The organism is Caballeronia pedi, assembly GCF_001544915.2.
Taxonomy (GTDB): Bacteria; Pseudomonadota; Gammaproteobacteria; order Burkholderiales; family Burkholderiaceae; genus Caballeronia; species Caballeronia pedi.
In genome coordinates, this window is the sequence record NZ_FCOE02000014.1 from 33,957 (window position 1) to 52,506 (window position 18,550).

The 18,550-nt window shown below is 64.3% G+C and carries 15 protein-coding genes; 6 read left to right on the forward strand and 9 right to left on the reverse strand.

What is annotated here, in order from left to right; translation table 11 throughout:
- Positions 1–36: 36 nt before the first annotated feature.
- The 3 genes from AWB80_RS21280 to AWB80_RS21290 all read right to left on the reverse strand — a co-directional run bounded on the left by AWB80_RS21280 (position 37) and on the right by AWB80_RS21290 (position 4,205).
- On the reverse strand, positions 37–1,413 hold the full coding sequence (locus AWB80_RS21280) for an undecaprenyl-phosphate glucose phosphotransferase (RefSeq protein WP_061176637.1): 1,377 nt from the start codon (positions 1,411–1,413) through the stop codon (positions 37–39).
- Positions 1,414–1,530: 117 nt separating this feature from the next.
- A complete protein-coding gene (locus tag AWB80_RS21285; RefSeq protein WP_061176638.1) occupies positions 1,531–3,063 on the reverse strand; it encodes a mannose-1-phosphate guanylyltransferase/mannose-6-phosphate isomerase in 1,533 nt (510 codons plus the stop codon).
- A gap of 143 nt (positions 3,064–3,206) precedes the next feature.
- The gene (locus AWB80_RS21290; RefSeq protein WP_061176766.1) at positions 3,207–4,205 is read right to left on the reverse strand and encodes a GlxA family transcriptional regulator; all 999 of its coding nucleotides are present in this window, start codon (positions 4,203–4,205) and stop codon (positions 3,207–3,209) included.
- Between the two features lie 1,105 nt (positions 4,206–5,310).
- On the opposite strand from AWB80_RS21290, the gene AWB80_RS21295 reads away from it, so the two are divergent.
- From AWB80_RS21295 to AWB80_RS21310, 4 genes are all read left to right on the forward strand, one after another.
- Positions 5,311–5,763 (forward strand): GDP-mannose mannosyl hydrolase, encoded by a 453-nt coding sequence (locus AWB80_RS21295; protein ID WP_061176639.1) that lies wholly within the window; start codon positions 5,311–5,313, stop codon positions 5,761–5,763.
- Between the two features lie 310 nt (positions 5,764–6,073).
- Complete coding sequence (locus tag AWB80_RS21300) at positions 6,074–7,144, forward strand: GlxA family transcriptional regulator (RefSeq protein ID WP_061176640.1); 1,071 nt, start codon at positions 6,074–6,076, stop codon at positions 7,142–7,144.
- A gap of 42 nt (positions 7,145–7,186) precedes the next feature.
- A complete protein-coding gene (locus AWB80_RS21305; RefSeq protein ID WP_061176641.1) occupies positions 7,187–7,774 on the forward strand; it encodes a phosphatase PAP2 family protein in 588 nt (195 codons plus the stop codon).
- Between the two features lie 106 nt (positions 7,775–7,880).
- On the forward strand, positions 7,881–8,810 hold the full coding sequence (locus tag AWB80_RS21310; protein ID WP_061176642.1) for a LysR family transcriptional regulator: 930 nt from the start codon (positions 7,881–7,883) through the stop codon (positions 8,808–8,810).
- Here AWB80_RS21310 and AWB80_RS21315 read toward each other — a convergent pair.
- The 5 genes from AWB80_RS21315 to AWB80_RS21335 all read right to left on the reverse strand — a co-directional run bounded on the left by AWB80_RS21315 (position 8,737) and on the right by AWB80_RS21335 (position 14,768).
- Entirely contained in the window at positions 8,737–9,831 is a 1,095-nt protein-coding gene (locus tag AWB80_RS21315) for a glycosyltransferase family protein (RefSeq protein WP_061176643.1), read from the reverse strand. The two genes, AWB80_RS21310 and AWB80_RS21315, sit on opposite strands and share 74 nt — an antisense overlap.
- 15 nt (positions 9,832–9,846) lie before the next feature.
- Positions 9,847–11,742: a polysaccharide biosynthesis protein gene (locus AWB80_RS21320; protein ID WP_061176644.1), complete on the reverse strand. Its 1,896-nt coding sequence runs from the start codon at positions 11,740–11,742 to the stop codon at positions 9,847–9,849.
- Between the two features lie 12 nt (positions 11,743–11,754).
- The gene (locus tag AWB80_RS21325; RefSeq protein WP_061176645.1) at positions 11,755–12,780 is read right to left on the reverse strand and encodes an MraY family glycosyltransferase; all 1,026 of its coding nucleotides are present in this window, start codon (positions 12,778–12,780) and stop codon (positions 11,755–11,757) included.
- A 195-nt stretch (positions 12,781–12,975) separates the two neighbouring features.
- Positions 12,976–13,944: an NAD-dependent epimerase/dehydratase family protein gene (locus AWB80_RS21330; protein ID WP_061176646.1), complete on the reverse strand. Its 969-nt coding sequence runs from the start codon at positions 13,942–13,944 to the stop codon at positions 12,976–12,978.
- On the reverse strand, positions 13,941–14,768 hold the full coding sequence (locus AWB80_RS21335) for a glycosyltransferase family 2 protein (protein WP_061176647.1): 828 nt from the start codon (positions 14,766–14,768) through the stop codon (positions 13,941–13,943). Before AWB80_RS21335 ends, AWB80_RS21330 begins: the two co-directional genes overlap by 4 nt.
- A gap of 260 nt (positions 14,769–15,028) precedes the next feature.
- Between AWB80_RS21335 and AWB80_RS21340 the strand changes: the two genes are divergently transcribed.
- Complete coding sequence (locus AWB80_RS21340) at positions 15,029–16,450, forward strand: UbiA family prenyltransferase (protein ID WP_061176648.1); 1,422 nt, start codon at positions 15,029–15,031, stop codon at positions 16,448–16,450.
- Between the two features lie 30 nt (positions 16,451–16,480).
- Here AWB80_RS21340 and AWB80_RS21345 read toward each other — a convergent pair whose 3' ends face one another.
- Positions 16,481–16,879 (reverse strand): GtrA family protein, encoded by a 399-nt coding sequence (locus AWB80_RS21345; RefSeq protein ID WP_061176649.1) that lies wholly within the window; start codon positions 16,877–16,879, stop codon positions 16,481–16,483.
- 247 nt (positions 16,880–17,126) lie between these two features.
- On the opposite strand from AWB80_RS21345, the gene AWB80_RS21350 reads away from it, so the two are divergent.
- A complete protein-coding gene (locus tag AWB80_RS21350; RefSeq protein ID WP_061176650.1) occupies positions 17,127–18,548 on the forward strand; it encodes a UbiA family prenyltransferase in 1,422 nt (473 codons plus the stop codon).
- Positions 18,549–18,550 lie beyond the last annotated feature (2 nt).

Genomic DNA, 18,550 nt, shown 5'->3' on the forward strand with positions numbered 1-18,550 from the left:
GTTGTTGTTGGTTATGCATGATGGTCGTCCCCTGCTTCAGTAAGCGTTGGTGTGGCGTAGTCCCTTGAAGATCGTTGCGGCGATGATTCTCATATCGAGTCCGAACGACCAGTTACCCAGGTAGTACAAATCGTGAGCGACGCGTCCTTCCATCTTTTCGATCCGATCCGTTTCTCCACGAAAACCGTTGACCTGGGCCCAGCCGGTAATGCCTGGCTTGATCCGGTAACGATGGATATACCCCGATACGACCTTCTGATACAGGTCGTCATGTTCGAGCGCGTGTGGACGCGGGCCCACGACTGACATGTCGCCGCGCAGAACGTTGAAGAACTGCGGCAGCTCATCGAGGCTGGTGCGGCGCAGGAACGCTCCGACGCGGGTCACGCGCGGGTCGTCGCGCGTGGCCTGGCGGAGCACTCCGGCCTGTTCCGTGTGCATGCGCATCGAACGGAACTTGTAGATGGTGAAGACGCGGCCGTCCGCGCCCTTGCGGCGTTGCCTGAAGAACACGGGCCCGCGCGATGTCAGCTTGATCGCCAGCGCGATGCAGATCAGCAACGGCGCGACAGCGATGATCGCGCCGAGCGCGAACGCGCGGTCGAAGAGTTCCTTTTGCAACTGCGCCGACGGCGACATCGGCGAGGCGACCAGATTGATCGCGGGCTGGCCGAGCAGGTCCGTCACGCCGCTTTCGAAGAGCGCGAGGCTGCGCACGTCGGGAATGAAGCGCACGTTGACGAGATCGTCGCGGAACTCGTTCACGAAGCGCAGGATCGTGCGCTCCTCGGAAAGCGGCAGCGCGAGCCACACTTCGTGCACGTTCTGCGCGCGCACGAAGCTCACGAAGGCATCGAAATTGTCGTAGACCGGCACGCGCGTGTTGAGCCGTTTGCCGGGCGCGGCGTTGAAGGCCACGCTCGCGCGAAAGCCGGTGTCCTGCGAGCGCTCGATCTTGCGCAGTATCGAATCGCAATGCCTGCCGCAGCCGATCACGGCCACTTCCTGCAGGTTCATGCCGGCGTTGCGCATGCGCGCGAGGATCACATGCGTGATGAGACGCCCGGCGATCATGAGGCCGCCGGACATCGCGGTCCAGTAGGCGAACCAGAGCCGCGACACATAGTCGAGACGATGCAGGGAGAACATCAGCGCGAGCGCGCAGCCTTGCACGACGAGCCAGCCGAGCGACACCTGACAGGCGAGCTGGAGCTTGCTGCGGCCGCGCCACGACTGGTAGACGCCGAAGCCAGGAAAAAGGGCGAGCGAAAACGCCGCCGCGAATGCGACGAACGCCATCGAATAGGTGTGAGCCTCGATGTACTCGAACCTGATTTGCGACGCTACCGCCGCGCCGCCGACGATCATCAAGACGTCGAACAGGCGTGCGAGCAATCCCTGTAAATCGCGCATTTCCTCTCCCCGAACGCAATCAGCCCTTTACCGCCCCGCCTGTCTCCTCTTCGCGTGTGCCCGTCTTTTCTCGATGAAAGCCGTTGCAGACAAGTCTCTCCCGCCGCGCTTCAAACTTCAGTTGCATCGCCCATAGTTGTCGTCGAAACGCACGATGTCGTCTTCGCCGAGATAACTGCCGGACTGCACTTCGATGATTTCGAGCGGCACCTTGCCCGGGTTCTCCAGGCGATGCCGCACGCCGAGCGGAATGAACGTCGATTCGTTCTCGCTCAACAGGAACTGTTCTTCGCCGCGCGTGACGAGCGCCGTGCCGCACACGACGACCCAATGCTCCGCGCGATGGTGATGCATCTGCAGCGACAGCTTCGAACCCGGCGACACCACGATGCGCTTCACCTGGAAACGCTCGCCGTGCTCGATCGAATCGTAGAAACCCCACGGACGCCGCACCTTGCGATGCGCGTCGGCTTCGGGCGCATGCTGCTCGCGGATGCGCGCAACCAGCCCCTTGATGTCCTGCACGCGCGAACGGTCCGCGACCAGCACGGCGTCATCCGTCTCCACGACGATCACGTTGGTCGTGCCCACGCACGCGACGAGCCGCCCGCCCTCGGAGCGCGCATAGCTCGACGTCGCGCCTTCGAACACGACGCGCCCGCTCGCGACGTTGCCGGATTCGTCCTTGTCCATCGCGTCCCAGACGGCGTCCCACGAGCCGAGATCCGACCAGCCCGCGACGAGCGGCACGACCACGCCGTCGCACGGCTTGCTCGGCGTGCCGATGTGCTCCATCACGGCATAGTCGATCGAATCGGACGGCGCGCGGCCGAACTGCGCGGCCTGCGGACGGAAGAACTTGCCGTCGTCCTCGCCTTCGTTCGCCGCGGCCGTGCAGGCCGCGAGCATGTCGGCATTGAGCTGGCCGAGCGCCGCGAGCCACACGCTCGCGCGCACGACGAAGATGCCGCTGTTCCACCAGTACGTGCCGGCCGCGACGTATTGCGCGGCGAGTTCTGCAGCGGGCTTCTCGACGAAGCGGTCGATCGTGTGCGCACCGTCATCGAGCGCCGCGCCCAGGCGGATATAGCCGAAGCCGGTGTCGGGGCGCGTCGGCGGAATGCCGAGCGTGGCGATCACGCCGCGCTCCGCGTGCTCCGCCGCGATCGCGATCGCCTGATGCAACGCGGGAATATCGGCGATCGAGTGATCGGCGGGCATCGCGACCATGATCGCGTCCGCGCCGTTCTTCACCGCGGCGAGCGCCGCGAGCGTGAGCGCGGGCGCAGTGTCGCGGCGCGCCGGCTCGACGATGATGTGCGCGTCGACGCCGCTCTCGCGCATCTGCTCCTCGGTAGTGAAGCGATGCTCCTCGCCACACACGATGATCGGCTCGCCGTCGACCTTGAAGTCGCCCGCGAAGCCTTTCAGCCGCGAAACCGTAGCCTGCAACAACGAGTCATGCCCGATGACGCCGATCAACTGCTTCGGGAATTGTTCACGCGACATCGGCCACAGGCGGGTGCCCGAGCCGCCGGCGAGAATGACGGGGACGAGGCGTCGGCAAGGCCCGGCCATCACGGCCGGGCCCGCCTCCACACCTGCCGCTCCCTGCGCCACTCCACCTTCCGTGCGTGCTTCATTCGTCATAAAGGACTCCTGCCTGCATGTTCATCCGGCCGGCGTGAGCCGTCCGGGAATGATTAAGTGCCGAACCGATGAGGTCCGGCCAAATGTCCGACGCTTTACGCCATAGTTGGCGTGTCAGCGACCCGCGTCACACTTCGCGCGTTTCAGCCGTTCGCTTCGCGCCTGCTCTGCATCCGGTATTCGGTCGGCGAGATCAGAAGACGCTTGCGGAAGATCTTGGCGAGCCTGTCGCCGTTGCCCATGCCGCTTCTGCGCGCGATCTTGTCGACCGGCAGTTCCGAATCCGTCAGCAGCGCGCAGGTCACGGCGAGACGCGCCTGCAGCAAATAATCGGATGGCGTGATGCCCATCTCGATCTTGAAGCGGCGCAAAAAGTTGCGCTCGCTCATCGCGGCCACCTGCGCCGCATCGACGACCGAAATCGGCCGTTCACAGTTGTCCTGCAACCAGCGCGCCGCCGCGCGGATCTTGTCGCCCGCCGACGCCGCGCCGCTGTCGCCGAGAATCGACACCAGCTTCGCGGCGGAACCCGGCATCAGGCGCTCGGCCACGCTGCGCGACACGTCGATGCCCAGATCGCGCTTGACGATGATGAGCGCGCCCTTCATCGATTCGTAGCGGTCGCCCGCATCGCCCTGCTGCTCGTCGCGCACGAGATGAACCATCGCGTTGCCGTAGCGTTGCGACTCCTGCGCGTGACCGATGCCGGCGGCGTCGAGCACCTTGCGGCCCTCGGAGATGGCGCGCACGACCGTCGTCTTCGACTGCACGCGGCGCAGCCACTCGATGATGCGATCGTCCTTCGCGGCGTCGTCGGCGCCGCGGCCGCCCGCGACGAAGAGCGCGTCGAAGCCGCCGTAATGACGCGCATCGAGGCCGTCGGTCCACACGCGCACCGACGACGAGCACGCGACATTGCCGCCTTCGACCGACAGGAAGCGCACGTCATAGGTGCAGTCCGGCCGGGACTTCGCAGACGACAACTCGTTCGCCATGTGAAAGACCTCCGCGACGATCCCCGCGCCGAGCAGGGAAAAACCGTCGAACAGCAAGATTGCGATGCGGCGGACCTCGGCCTGCGAGGCTCTCGTCGCGGGTGGTGTCCAACCCGTGACTGCGGGTTCTACATTGGCGTAAGGCATGGTCATCCTCTGCTGCTTTGTTTCCTGGAGTGCGCGGAAGAGTTTCTCGGCCATTGCGGCGCATCAATGGACTATCCCGAACTCCGCCGGGTTGCCGTGACCGATTGGAACGAAGTGATGGCGGATTCGATCCGCTGGCTTGAATAATAAGCAGACAATGTTTTTTGTGCTCTGGAATTTCGCGTTCGAACGACAGAATCTGTTCCGCTGTGAGGGTGACCGCACATTGGTATGCCATTTCCAAATCGCGACACCCCGCATTTTTCAGTGGATGAAAAATACGATTGGTTTTGTCATACAAAGTGTGCCTGCAGAGGTTAGCGCAATTCGCCCGCCGAGCCGCCGGATCGGACAGCCAGATGACCCAGACGCCATGATACACGGCCCTGTGCGGCTCTCCGGGCAGCGTAGCGGCCCGGTAGGATCATTGAAATTGATTCAAAAATGAAACATCGATCTCCGGCTTTGCGACCGGTGGAATCGATGAAATCGGAAAATTTTGGCTTTATCGTTACATTTATAAACCCCGAATAATTAACATTTAATTAGCCTATTTAAAGGCACGACTGGATCGCCTTTCGATTAACCGCGATTTTCAATTAATCGAACGCGAGGACGAAACCTGATTTTCAGATCGCCCTGGCGATTTTTATTCAACGACATAATGCGGTGTTTTCATATGAATTGAGATGCTGCGGCGCAATATCGTGTGCGTGGCTGCGACGCCGCGTGCACGCGGACCGGGCGGGCGTTCATTTCCATGTGCGCCTCATATATTTGCGGCGGCGCACGTCTCGACGCCGTTTTTCGAATGACCGAATGTCCGACGGCGTAATCATCGGGCGAATGGTTTTTATTTTGTGCGAACCGTCGGCGTTCGCGGCAGCGGGATTTAGTGCGGTGACCGCAACGGCGGATCGGTCAAGTTTGCTGCCCTTACGTGCTGCGGGATCCGCGTGGCGGCATCCGTCGGATGTTTCAGTTGTGAGAATCGACCTCCCCGATCGATCGGACAAAACACGCCGCCGCGTGCCCGCGCGCACGGTCGCGCGGCGGCGCAGGCGTCATCGTGTGCGCTTGAGCGCGCGACAGACACGGAGCGAAGATGCTGAGCAACGGGGATTTTCTGACGGTGGTTAGACTGACGCCGCTCGTGGCGATCGATCTGATCGTCACCGACGGCAAGCGGCGCTTTCTCGTGGGCCGTCGCCGCAACCGCCCGGCGCAGGGCACCTGGTTCGTGCCGGGCGGACGCATCGTCAAGGATGAAACGCTCGACGCCGCGTTCAGGCGCATCGTGCACAACGAGCTGGGCGTCGCGAGCGCGGAGCGTTCGGCCACGCGCTTCTTCGGCGTGTACGAACATCTCTACGAGGACAACTTCGCGGGCGCGTCGGACATCGGCACGCACTACATCGTGCTCGCCTACGCGATGACCTTGAGCGGCAGCGTGCCGATCGGACGTTTCGATCAACACAGCGAATATCTCTGGCTTGGCGCCGACGATCTGCTCGCGCGCGCCGACGTACACGAGAACACCAAGGCCTACTTCCGCTGATCCCCGGCAAACGCGCGCGCCGGAAGGACAAACGGCGCACATTGCTGCGCGCCGCCCGCCCCTTCCGCCAAGAAACCTTCCGCCGCGATCGTCCGGTTTCATCAGACGTCACGGATGATGCGAGCATATTCCCCGCGTATCGAGATCATCTGCCAACAGTTCGTCAATTTCGGACTTGCGGCCCGGGGACTGTTGGGCGCCGCGTATAGTGCGAGCCATGTAACTCGCTTTCCCGTACTTTCGTTCCTTCATGGATGGGACCGGGACACGCCGCCGACATGCCGGCTCCGGTCCGCACAGGGAGACGTCGATGGTGTATGCCAATGGCTCGGGCAGGCTTCAGGTCGTGCGCGGCGTCGCGCCCGACGCGCCGCCCGCCGATATGGCCAGCGCGGAGAAGCGGATCGGCATTCTGATCTTCGAGGACTTTTCGCTCGTCGAAGTCAGTTCGATCTCCGAGGTGTTCTCGCTCGCGAATCAGGTTCGCCTGCCCGCGGATGCCGCCGGGCGTGCGGCGTCCCCCAACTATTCGCTGCTGTTCCTGTCGAGCGAAGGTGGCAGCGTGGCGAGCAGTTGCTCGATGCGCATCTGGACCGAGAGTCTCGAAACGCGCTGGATGAACGAGTGCGATGCGCTCTTCATCGCGGGCGGCGTGGGCGCGCGGCATGCGCGCAACGACGCGGCGCTGAGAAAGCGCCTGGGCCGCATCGCGCCGAAGATCCCGTTCATCAAGGCGATCGGCGAAGGCGCGCATATTCTCGCCGCGGCCAGTCTCTCCGTGCAGAACCGCTCGCTCGATTTCACGCCGAAGTCCGCGGAGCACGCGCGCTCGCCCGCGCTCACGTCCACGTTGACGAACCCGCTGTTCATCGCCGAGCAGACGCTCACGCTCGACGATCCGAAAGGACCGATCGCGGCGGCGCTGTCGATCGTCAAGCGCGATCACGGCGCGGCGGTCGCGCGGGAAGTGTCGGAGCGTTCGATTCCCGGCGCGTGGCAAAAGCTCGCGACCGTGCTCGACGATGCCGACGCTGGCGGCGTGCGCCAGAAGATCGAGACGGCCGCGCGCTGGATTCGCGAAAACTACGTGCGGCCGATCTCCATCACGGATGCGGCGCGCGTCGCCGCGATGAGCGAGCGCAATTTCCTGCGCCGCTTCAAGGCGCAGATCGGGCTGACGCCGTCGGAATATCTGCTGCGCGCCCGGCTCGATGCGAGCTGCATGCTGCTCGCCGCAACCGATCTGCCGGTCGACAAGATCGCGCGGCGATGCGGTGCGGGCAGCGGCGACGGCCTCGCGAAAATCTTCCGCAAGCGGCTTTCCATCTCGCCGACCGAATACCGGCTGGCGGGCCGTCGAAAACAGGGCGACGGCGCATAAGCGGGTTCGACGGGCCCGCGAGATTACCTACAACGGATACGCATGGAATCAAAGGTACTCTGGATCCTTTCGAACCTCGGCGACGCGGCCTTTTTGCTCCCGCTCGCACTCGTCTGCGCACTGTGGCTGCGCTCGGTCGACACGCGCCTCGCGCTGCGCTGGGCCGTGCTGCTCGCGATCGGCATGGGCTTCGTCGGTCTCTCGAAGATTCTCTACGCCGGCTGCGGCGTCGAAATAACGGCCATCCAGTTGCGCATGATCAGCGGTCACACGATGCTCGCCGCGTCCATCTACACGGTCGCGGGCGGACTGCTGTTCGGCGGCTTCGGCGGCGGGTGGTATCGGCTGGGCGCGGCGGGCGGGCTGGCGCTCGCGGCGGCGATCGGCGCGAGCCGCATCATGCAGGACGCCCACACGCCCGCCGAAGTCGTCGCGGGCTGGGTGCTCGGCGCGGCCATCGCCGGGCTGTTTCTCGCGCGCGTGTTCGATCGGCCGCGCAAGATGCCGCGTGCGCTCGTCGCGGGCGTCGGGCTGCTGGCGGTTTCGTCGATCGCCTACGGTCATCACGCGCCGTTTCAACGCATGATCGAACACTACTCGGGGTGGCTCTGCCAGGGATTCGGGTTCTGAAACGGCGCGGGCGCGGGCGAACCCAAGTATGATCGTCGCTTGAAAAAGCTGGCTGATTCTTCGCGCGCGCCGTTCGGGGCGCGCGATTACGTTCCGGACCCCGAGCATGGACCGCTTTCTTGCAATGAAAGTCTTCGCGCGGGTCGTCGAGGCGGGCAGTTTCTCCAAAGCCGCCGACGCCCTGCGCCTGCCTCCCGCCAGCGTCTCGCGCACGCTGCAGGCGCTCGAAGCGCATCTGGGCGCGCGCCTCATCAATCGCACGACGCGCAGCATCAGCATCACCGAAGACGGCGAGGCCTATTACGAGCGCTGCGTGCGCGTGCTGGGCGAAGTGGACGACATGGAAGCGTCGCTCTCGCATTCGAAGCTGAGTCCCAAGGGCAACGTGAAAGTCAGCCTGCCGCAGGTGATGGCGAAGAACACGATCATTCCCGCGCTGCCGGAATTCTTCGCGGCGTATCCGGATATCGGCGTCGAGCTGCTGCTCACGGACCGGCAAGTCGATCTCGTCGAGGAAGCGGTCGATTGCGTCGTGCGCGTGGGCGCGGTCGGTGATGTCGGGCTCGTGGCGAAACGCGTCGGCGCTTATACGCAGATCACGTGCGCCGCGCCGGGCTACATCGAGAAACATGGCGAGCCGGCTTCGCTGGAGGATCTCGAACAGCATCTCGCTGTCGGCTATGTGCTGAACAACTCGGGGCGCGTGCGCAATTGGGAGTTCGTCGTCGATGGAGAGACGCGCACCGTCGCGATGAAGCACAAGATCGCCGTCAATGATGGCGATTCGTATATCGCGGCGGGGGTCTCGGGGCTCGGGCTGATTCAGAGTTCCAGCTATACGCTCGCGCCGCTCATCAAGAGCGGGGCGCTCAGGGAAGTGCTCAGCGACTATCCGTCGTATCCGCGGGTGGTATCGGTGTTGTATGCCGCTAATCGCCATCAGCCGCGGCGCGTGCGGGTGTTCATCGACTGGGTGGCGGAGTTGTATGCGCGGTTGCCGACGTTTCAGGTCGGTGGCGGTGCGGGGCGGGGTTAGGGTTTTCTGCGAACGGCATCGCGCGCCAATCGTATTCGCGATACGCACATTCGACCGCATGAAGATCCGCCGGCCGCGCGCTCGCATGAACGCCTTGCAGATGCGGCAGCGGCATGTCCACTCCGACGCAGTTCGCGTAATCGCGCGCGCGCATGAACGCGGGAATCGTCGTGAAGAACGCGGTCGTCGGCACGCCAAAACCCGCAGCGACATGCAGCGCCGCCGTATCCGCCGTCACCAGATAGCGCGCGTGGCCTACCCACGCGAGGAAATCATCCGTATCGACGGAAAGCGACGCGATGTCGCGATAGCGCGGATGTTCGACCGCGCCGAAGCCCATCACCGGCAGGCCGGTTTCATCCGCGAGCCGCGCGACGATGCCCGCACGCACCGCCGCCGGAATGCTGCGCACCGGCGTACTGGCGTCGGGACAGAAAAGCGCGTACGGCTCGCTTGCACACGCGGGCAGAGGCACATTGGCGAGCCAGCGATTGCGTTTGTCATCGGCATCGATGCTCTGCGGCGCGACGCCCAGCGCCCATAAGAAGAAATCGATCATCGGCATCGAGGCGAAGCGCGGCCAGAAAAGCTGATTGCCGATATCGATCTTCGGCTCATCGAAAGGCAGACGCGCGAGCGGCACGGGCAAGTCGAGGATATCGCCACAACGCGGCGCTGCGAGTTCGTAAAGACGCTGCACATAGCGTGGCGCACGCGCCGGACGGTAGATCGTGAACGCGAGATGCGGATGCAGACGCCTGAGCGCGAAGAGCGCCGAAAGCCCGATGATCGAATCGCCGAGCGTGACGCCGAATGCGTTGACGAGATGAACGCGGCTCGCGCTAGCATAGTCCGCCTCGAAAGGCGCGCGGCCCGCGTTCAGGATATCGGCGGGCAGCGGGGAAAAACCGGCGGCGTCGGCATGCGTGACTTCGAGATCGTACGGCGCGACGATCTCGCCGCTCTGCGACAACAGTGAGCCCGCGTGGGTCAGCGCATGAACTTCGTCGAGCGTCGTCATGCGTGACCGCCCGCGTCAGCCCGCCGCGCCGCGCTCGGCCGCCACCTTCGCGACCTGCACGCTCTGCAGCACGGGCATCGTCGTCGTCTGATACTCCGGCACCCAGCGGCGCAGATCGCGGCGCACTTCTTCATCGGACAGCACGCGATGCTGCATGAGCCACGGCAACAGTTCGTCGATGAAATGATCCGGCACGCCCCGCGCCTGCGCGATGCGCAGCTTCGGATGCGGCGTGCGCGTAGTGGTTTCGTCGTCGGCGAGCAGTTCCTCGTACAGCTTCTCGCCCGGACGCAGCCCCGTGAACACGATGCGGATCTGCTCTTCCGAGAACCCGTAGAGGCGAATCAGATCGCGCGCGAGATCGACGATCTTCACGGGCTGGCCCATGTCGAGAATGAAGATTTCGCCGCCACGCCCCATGCTCGACGCCTGCAACACGAGCTGCGCGGCCTCGGGAATCGTCATGAAGAAGCGCGTGATCTCCGGATGCGTGACCGTGACCGGCCCGCCCTTCGCGATCTGCTGCTGGAACTTCGGAATCACGCTGCCCGCGCTGCCGAGCACGTTGCCGAAACGCACCGTCTCGAACTGCGTGCGCGGCGCGGATTGCTGCAGCGCCTGACACGCCATCTCCGCGAGACGCTTGCTCGCGCCCATCACGTTGGTCGGATTAACGGCCTTGTCGGTGGAAATCAGGACGAAGTGGCGCACGTCGTGGCGGATCGCCGCGCGCGCGACGCGCAGCGTGCCGAGCACGTTGTTGCGCACCGCCTGCCATGCGTTCTGCTCTTCCATCAGCGGCACGTGCTTGTAGGCCGCCGCATGGAAGACGATGTGCGGCGTGAAGCGCGCCATCGTCTGATCGAGCAGGAGCGAATCCTTCGCATCGCCAACGACCGGAATCACCGAGCACTCGGGAAAGCGCTCATGCAACTCCTCGATGAGACGATACATCGCGTATTCGGAGAGATCGTAGGCGACCAGTTGGGCCGGCGCAAAGCGCAGGATCTGCCGGCACAGCTCCGAGCCGATCGAACCGCCCGCGCCCGTCACCATCACGACGCGCCCGTGCAGCAGTTGCTCGACGTGCGGCATGTCGATCTTCACCGGCTCGCGGCCGAGCAGGTCTTCGAGGTCGATCTGCCGCACGCGCGACAGGAAGTTCTGGCCTTGCGTGAGCGGCGTGAGCGCGGGCAGCACCATCACCTTGACGCCCGCGCGCACGCACAGCGTGGCGACGCGCCGCTGCTCCTCGACCGACGCCGACGGAATCGCGATGATCACGTAATCGACCTTCAGTTGCTCCGCGATGCGCGGCAGATCGCCGAACGAGCCGAGCACCTTGTGCGCGAGCACTTCGCGGCCTTGCTTGCCGGGATCGTCATCGAGCATGCCGACGAGGCGCCATTCGCTCGAGCGCGCCAGTTCACGCGCGAGCATCGCGCCCGCCGTGCCCGCGCCGAGCACGATCACGGGCTTGCCCTGCCCCACGAGGCCGCCGTACAGATAGAACTCCTTGGCCGCGCGATACAGCGCGCGCGCGCCGCCCATCGCGAGGAACAGCAGCAGCGGCGAAACGATGAGCACCGAGCGCGGAATGATGGGTATCGGCTGCGACATCACCGCGCCCACCATCACGACGAGCGCGCCGACGATGATCGACTTGGAAATGCGCATCAGGTCGGGCAGGCTCGCGAACACCCACATGCCGCGATAGAGACCGAACACGCGAAACACGACGGCGTAGACCGGCAGCACCCAGACGAGCGCGGCGAGCGCGCCTTCGCGGAAGTCGTGGGGCACGGCGCCGTTGAAGCGGATCACATACGCGGCAAGCCAGGAACCGGCCACGGCGGCCAGATCGAAGAGGAATGCGCCCGCCGATAGCCATGATGCTTTTATTCGATTCATCAGCCCGGCCCCTCAAGTTTGTTCGGAATGGCGCGTCTCATGACGCCGCCAACGCGCATCCACCGCCGCGCCCGCTGCCACGACCACGACGGCCCAGCCCGCCACTGCCGCCCACTGCCCTGCGAAGGAAAAGCGCAATGCGCAGTTGGCGAGCATTATGCCCACCAACATCAGCACATACCATGCAAGCGCGGTACGCGCGTGTCCGACGCCGGAGCGCACCATGCGCTGATAGTAATGCTCCCGATGCGCCTGCCAGAATTTTTCGCCACGCGCGAGACGCCGCGACAGCGTGACGGACGCATCCGCAATGAACGGCGAGAACACGACCGCCGGAAACCAGACGGGCCACGCGCCTCGCTGCCAGCCCCAGTATCCGAGCGCGCCGGCGAGAAAACCCAACGGAATAGACCCGGCGTCGCCGAGAAAAATCCGGGCCGGATGGAAATTGAGGGTCAGGAAGCCGGCCGCGGCAGCCGCGATCGCCGCGCTCGCGAGACCCAGATCGGCGTGCGGCGCGGGTCCGGCGAGCGCGGCGAGCGCGTAGCCGCCGAAGCCGAACAGCGCCATGCCGCCGGCGAGCCCGTCGGAGCCGTCCATGAAGTTGTAGAGATTGACGAGCCACAACATCAGAAAGCCGACCAGCGCGAGCGCCCACCACGGCACGTCCGCCGGATGCGCGACGATGACGAGCGCGACCGCGACCATATGCGCCGCGAAGCGCACGCGCGCAGGCAGCCCGCGGCGGTCGTCGATCTGCGACACGGCCGCGAGAAAGACCGCGCATGCGGCGACGAGCCACATCGACGGCGCGGCGAGCACGAGCGCGATCACGGCGACCGGCACGACGCCCCAGCCGCCGACGCGCGGCGTTGGCCGCTCGTGCAGCGAGCGCTCATTGGGGATATCGGTGGCGAGACGCCACGCGAGGCCGGTGCGGATCAGCGTCTGCAGAATCAGCGCGCACGCGGCGAACGCCAATACCACGACCGCTGTAGCGGTCAGCAGCGGCGAAGCGTCAAAATACGAAAGCAGCATGCAATGTCATCGAGTTGTCTAAACGAGGCCCGGATCGTCTGGCAATTCTTTTTCTCGGAAAACCCGAAGCATACGCGAACGCTCGCCAGCTTTTATTTTAAATATCTGACGAATAAGGAAAATCGCGCTGACAGAAGCTGTCAGAAGTCTTGCAATGCCGATGTCGAAACAGCGTGTATTTTAACTTTTTTACTTTTATGACTGGCTGTTTCGAAACCACGCGGCCGTGGCGGCGAGCCCTTCGTCGAGCGATTGGGGCGCCTGCCAGCCGAGCGCGTCGCGAATGCGCTGCGAATCCACTCGCAGGCTGCCGGTCAGGCGATCGATCTGCGCCGTCTTGCCGGTGAGCGACGCGATGCCGCGCAGCAACCCGGCCGGCACCGGCACGAGCCGCGCCGGCTTGCCGAGATGCTCGCCGAGTTTGCGCGCGAGTTCCGCCACGCCTGGATCGTAGCCGTCGGTGACATGGAACAGGCGGCCCGCGGCGACCGGATTCAGTGCGCATTCGATGGTCGCACTCGCGAGGTTGTCGACGGAAACGAGACTGCGCCGCGCATCGATGGCGCCGAGCGGCAGCGGCAGGCCGCGCGCGATCGCGCGCATCATCGCCAGAAAATTGGCGCGCACGCCGGGGCCGTAGACGAGCGGCGGCCGCACGACCGCAATTTCGAGTCCCGTCCGGCTGCCGAATTCGAGCAGCTTCACTTCGGCTTCGGCTTTCGAGACGCCGTAGGCATCGGGCGGATCGCGTTCGTCGTCTTCCGTGAAGGGCCGGCCCGGATCGCGCTCGCCGAGCGCCTTGATGCTGCTCATCAGGACGAAGCGCGTGACGCCCGCGCGCCGCGCGGCGTCGGCGGCGGCAAGCGTGCCGTCGACGTTGGTGGCCCGATAGGCGTCGAGCACCGCCCGCGCCTGCGATTTCGCATCGGCCATCACGTGCACGCGCGCGGCGAGATGGATTGCCGCGTCGCAGCCCGCGAACGCGTCCGGCGCGAGCGCGTCGAGGCTGTTTATGGCGCGTGCGTCGACGCCCGGCTCGCATTGCGCGTCGCGCCGCACGAGCCCTGTCACGGCGATGCCGCGTGTGAGCAATGCACGGCTCACCGCGCGGCCGACGAAGCCGTTGGCGCCGGTGATCGCGATGCGTCGGCCGGTTTCGCTCATAGCCACTTCCAGCCGAAGCGGCTGAAGAACCGGTACGCGGACGTGACGAACAGCCTGATATGCGTCGAGCCCTTCTTCGCCGCGCCGCCGCCGTGATGCAGGATGCGCACCGTCGGCACATACGCGATGCGCGCGACGCGACGCGTGCGCAGGCTCAGGTCGTAGTCCTCGAAATAGAGAAAATAGCGCGGATCGAAGCCGCCGAGCGAGGTGAGCACATCGGTGCGAAAGAGCATGAAGCAGCCGCTCACGATCGGCGGGTCCCACACGATGTCGGTTTCGCCGATGACATCGCGCATTTCGTAGCGCGCGAGCCGCCGCGCGAACGGCTTGCGCAGCGCGGACGGCAGGAAACCGCGCACGAAGAGATCGAACACGGATGGATAGCGGCGGCAGAGAAACTGCTGACGGCCATCGTCGCCGCCGATCCACGGCGCGAGCAGGCCCGTCTGCGGCGAATCGCGCAGGAAGGCGAGCGCGCGGCGCAGGCCGTCGGCATTGAGTTCGACATCCGGATTCAGGATCAGATGGAAGCGGCTCTGCGCGCGTTCGATCGCGAGATTGTGACCGCGGCCGTAGCCGACATTGCCGTGCCCCTTCAGCACGACGGTGTCGAATTCGGCGTCGGAGGTCGGCGGCAGGTCGGCGAGTTCGCCGGGGTTGCCGTTGTCGATCAGATACAGGCACGGGCGGCCGGCGACGTCATGCAGTTGCGCGAGCGCGGTTTCGAGCGTCTCGACGGTGCGCGCGAGCAAGGCGGCGTCGGGCCGGTAGACGACGATCGAAATGCTGAGCGTGATGGCGGACTGCGGGTTCGTGTTCATCGGACCAAGGGGGCGTCCGCGCCACGAGAGGAAAACGGACCGCATCGACGGGTGGAAAACGCCAAGATTGTCCTCAATGTCGGGGGATTCGGCAACCGCGCGACATCAGGCGTGGCGAGCGGCGGACGAATCGATGCCATTACACATTGTGCTAAATTCCGCCAGCAAGTGGAGTATTCTGTCGCGCCCGCAACGAACCCGGTCCTTCTGGTTCAGGCCGGGCGCGCTGTGGGCTTAACCGATCTCCTATCGCGTATTGTATGAACAAGCCCATCGTCGTCGATCTGGACGGTACGTTGATCCACTCCGACATTCTCGTCGAGAGCGGCTTCGCGTTTCTCAGATCGTTCCCGCAGCAGTTCTACAAGCCGCTGCAATGGCTGTCGAGCGGCGGCAAGCCGGCGCTGAAATCGCGGCTCGCCGAGCATGTGAGCATCGACGTCACGACGCTTCCCTACAACGCGCAGGTGGTCAATTGGCTGCGGGACATGCGCGCCGCGGGCCGCTCGATCGCGCTCGCGACCGCGAGCCACGAGTCGTTCGCGCAGCGCATCGCGGAACATCTCGGCATCTTCGATCGCGTGTTCGCCACCGACGAGCACGTCAATCTTTCTTCGCATCGCAAGCGTGACCGGCTCGTCGCCGAGTATGGCGAGAAGGGTTTCGACTATGTCGGCAATTCGCACGACGATGTCGCCGTCTGGGCCGCCGCCGACCGCGCCTACGTGGTCAATCCGCACAGGGGCGTGGTGCGCGCGGCATCGAAGCACGACAACATCGCGGAAGTCTTCGAGAACCGCCCGCCGGCGCCCAAGGTCTGGGCGAAGTCGCTGCGCCTGCATCAGTGGCTCAAGAACGTGCTGGTGTTCATTCCGTTGCTCGCGGGGCATCAACTGAATTCGTCTGCCGCGATCGGGCTTGCCGTGCTCGCGTTCTTCGCGTTCGGACTGTGCGCATCGAGCGTGTATCTGCTCAACGACCTGCTCGATCTGCAGGACGATCGCCAGCATCCGGTCAAGCGCAAGCGCCCGCTCGCCGCCGGCACGATGCCGCTCGCCTGGGGCGTGGCGCTGTGCCCTATTCTGCTCACCGCCGCCTTCGCGATCTCGCTGACCTTTCTGTCGTGGAAGTTCAACGCGGCCCTCCTCGGCTACTACATGCTGACGCTCGCCTATTCGCTCGCGCTCAAGCGCCAGGTGATGATCGATGTAGTCGTGCTCGCCGCGCTGTACACGACGCGCATCGTCGCCGGGGCCGCCGCGATCCATGTTCCGCTGACCTTCTGGCTGCTGGCTTTCTCGATGTTCGCCTTTCTCAGCCTCGCGCTCGTCAAGCGTTACACCGAACTTCACGCGATGCAGAAGGCCGGACGCGAGGGTGTGCGAGGACGCGGCTATCTGGCGAGCGATCTGGCCATTGTGTCGTCGCTCGGGACGTCGTCGGGCTACATCTCGGTGCTCGTGCTTGCGCTGTATATCCAGGACGAGCGCACCACGATGCTCTACCGGCATCCGCAATTCATCTGGATGGTCTGTCCGCTGATGCTCTACTGGTTCAGCCGGACCTGGGTCATCACGCATCGCGGCAGAATGCACGACGACCCCATCGTGTTCGCCGCGCGCGATCGCATGAGCCTGCTGGTCGTCGCGCTGTGCGGCATCGCATTCTGGCTCGCGATCTGACCGATGAGCGTATCGGCGGGCCGCAGGGGTTCAGGAGAAGCTGCGGAACACGAAGCGTTTGTCGAGCCGGTACTTGATGACGTAACCGATCGCCAGGCCGATGCACGCGCCGACGTAGCGCGCTTCAGTCGTCTTGAAGAGATAGTCGAAGCCGAATTCCACGCCCCAGAAGATCGCGGTCGTGACGAGGCCCATCGTGACGTAGAGCGTGAACATGGTCGCATCGTGGCGCGCGTTTTCCGCCTTGAAGCGGAAGATCCATTTCTTGTCGAGCACGTACTTCACGACGAGGCCGACGCCCGTGCCGATGATCACCGACAGCAGAATATGCCACGGGCCGCTGTAAGCGCGCGTGGTGAGGTCCTGCGCGCCGATGTTGGCCAAGGTAGCGATGGCTGCGAAGAAGGTGTAGAGGAGGGCGAGTTGCATGTATCCAATCCAGGACCGGAACGGTCATTCGACATTTTCAGCGGCCCTTGCATCTGCGGATTCGAACGCCTTTCGGCTCGAGATGTCCTGGCGAGCGGGTGAGTATATCTGAACGAATAACGCTCCCGTTTGTGATAAATTCCCCACAAAACGCAGCATCCTTCCGCGTCAAGCGGCCCGTGGTTTCTGCTCAGGTCCAGTTCGGGGCCTCGCTGTGGGCTTACGCGATCATCTCATCGTGAACTGAATGACCAAGCCCATCGTCGTTGATCTCGACGGCACCTTGATTCACTCCGACATTCTGGTCGAGAGTGGATTCGCGTTCGTGAGATCCTTCCCGCACAGGTTCTATAAGCCGCTGCTCTGGTTGTCCAGAGGCGGCAAACCGGCGCTCAAATCGCGACTCGCGCAATACGTGAGCATCGACGTTACGACCTTGCCGTACAACACGCAGATCATCGCGTGGCTAGAGGAAATGCGTGCGGCCGGCCGCAGCATCGTGCTTGCGACCGCCAGCCACGAATCGTTTGCGCACCGGATCTCAGAGTATCTGGGCATCTTCGACCGCGTGTTCGCCACCGACGAGCAGGTCAATCTCTCTTCGCACCGCAAGCGTGAGCGGCTCGTCGCGGAATACGGCGAAAAGGGCTTCGATTACGTCGGCAATTCGCACGACGATATCGCCGTCTGGCAGTCCGCCGACCGCGCCTATGTCGTCAATCCGCACGCGGGCGTCGTGCGCGCAGCCGCCAAAGGCGAAAATATCGAGCAGGTTTTCGAGAGTCGTCCGCCGTCGCACAAGGTCTGGGCGAAGGCGCTGCGCCTGCATCAATGGCTCAAGAATCTCCTGATCTTCGTGCCGCTGCTCGCGGGACACAAGCTGGATTCGCCCGCGCTCGTCGGGCTGGCCGTGCTCGCGTTCTTCGCGTTCGGACTCTGTGCGTCGAGCGTCTATCTGCTCAACGATCTGCTCGATCTCGAAGACGATCGTCATCATCCGGTCAAACGCAAACGCCCGCTCGCCGCCGGCACGATGCCGCTTCTGTGGGGCGTGGCGCTCTGCCCCGTTCTGCTCGCCGCCGCGTTCGGAATCGCGCTCGCCTTTCTGCCGTGGCGCTTCAACGCAGTGCTGCTCGGGTACTACGCGCTGACACTCGCATATTCGCTCGTGCTCAAGCGTCGCGTCATGGTCGATGTCGTTACCCTCGCCGCGCTCTATACGACGCGAATCATCGCGGGCGCAGCCGCGATCAGTGTGCGTCCGACGTTCTGGCTGCTCGCCTTCTCGATGTTCTTCTTTCTGAGCCTCGCGCTCGTCAAGCGTTATACCGAACTGCACGCGACGCTCAGCGCCGGGCGTGAAAAGACGCGTGGACGCGGCTATCTGGCGAGCGATCTTTCCGTGGTGTCGTCGCTCGGCACGTCGTCGGGCTATATCTCGGTGCTCGTGCTGGCGCTGTACATTCAGGACCAGCACACGGCGGCGCTGTATCGGCATCCGCAGTACATCTGGATCGCCTGTCCCGTGATGCTCTACTGGATCAGCCGCACGTGGGTCATCGCGCATCGCGGCAAAATGAACGACGACCCTATCGTGTTCGCCGCGCGCGATCGCATGAGCCTGCTGGTCGTCGCGCTATGCGCCTTCGCCTTCTGGCTCGCGGCCTGACC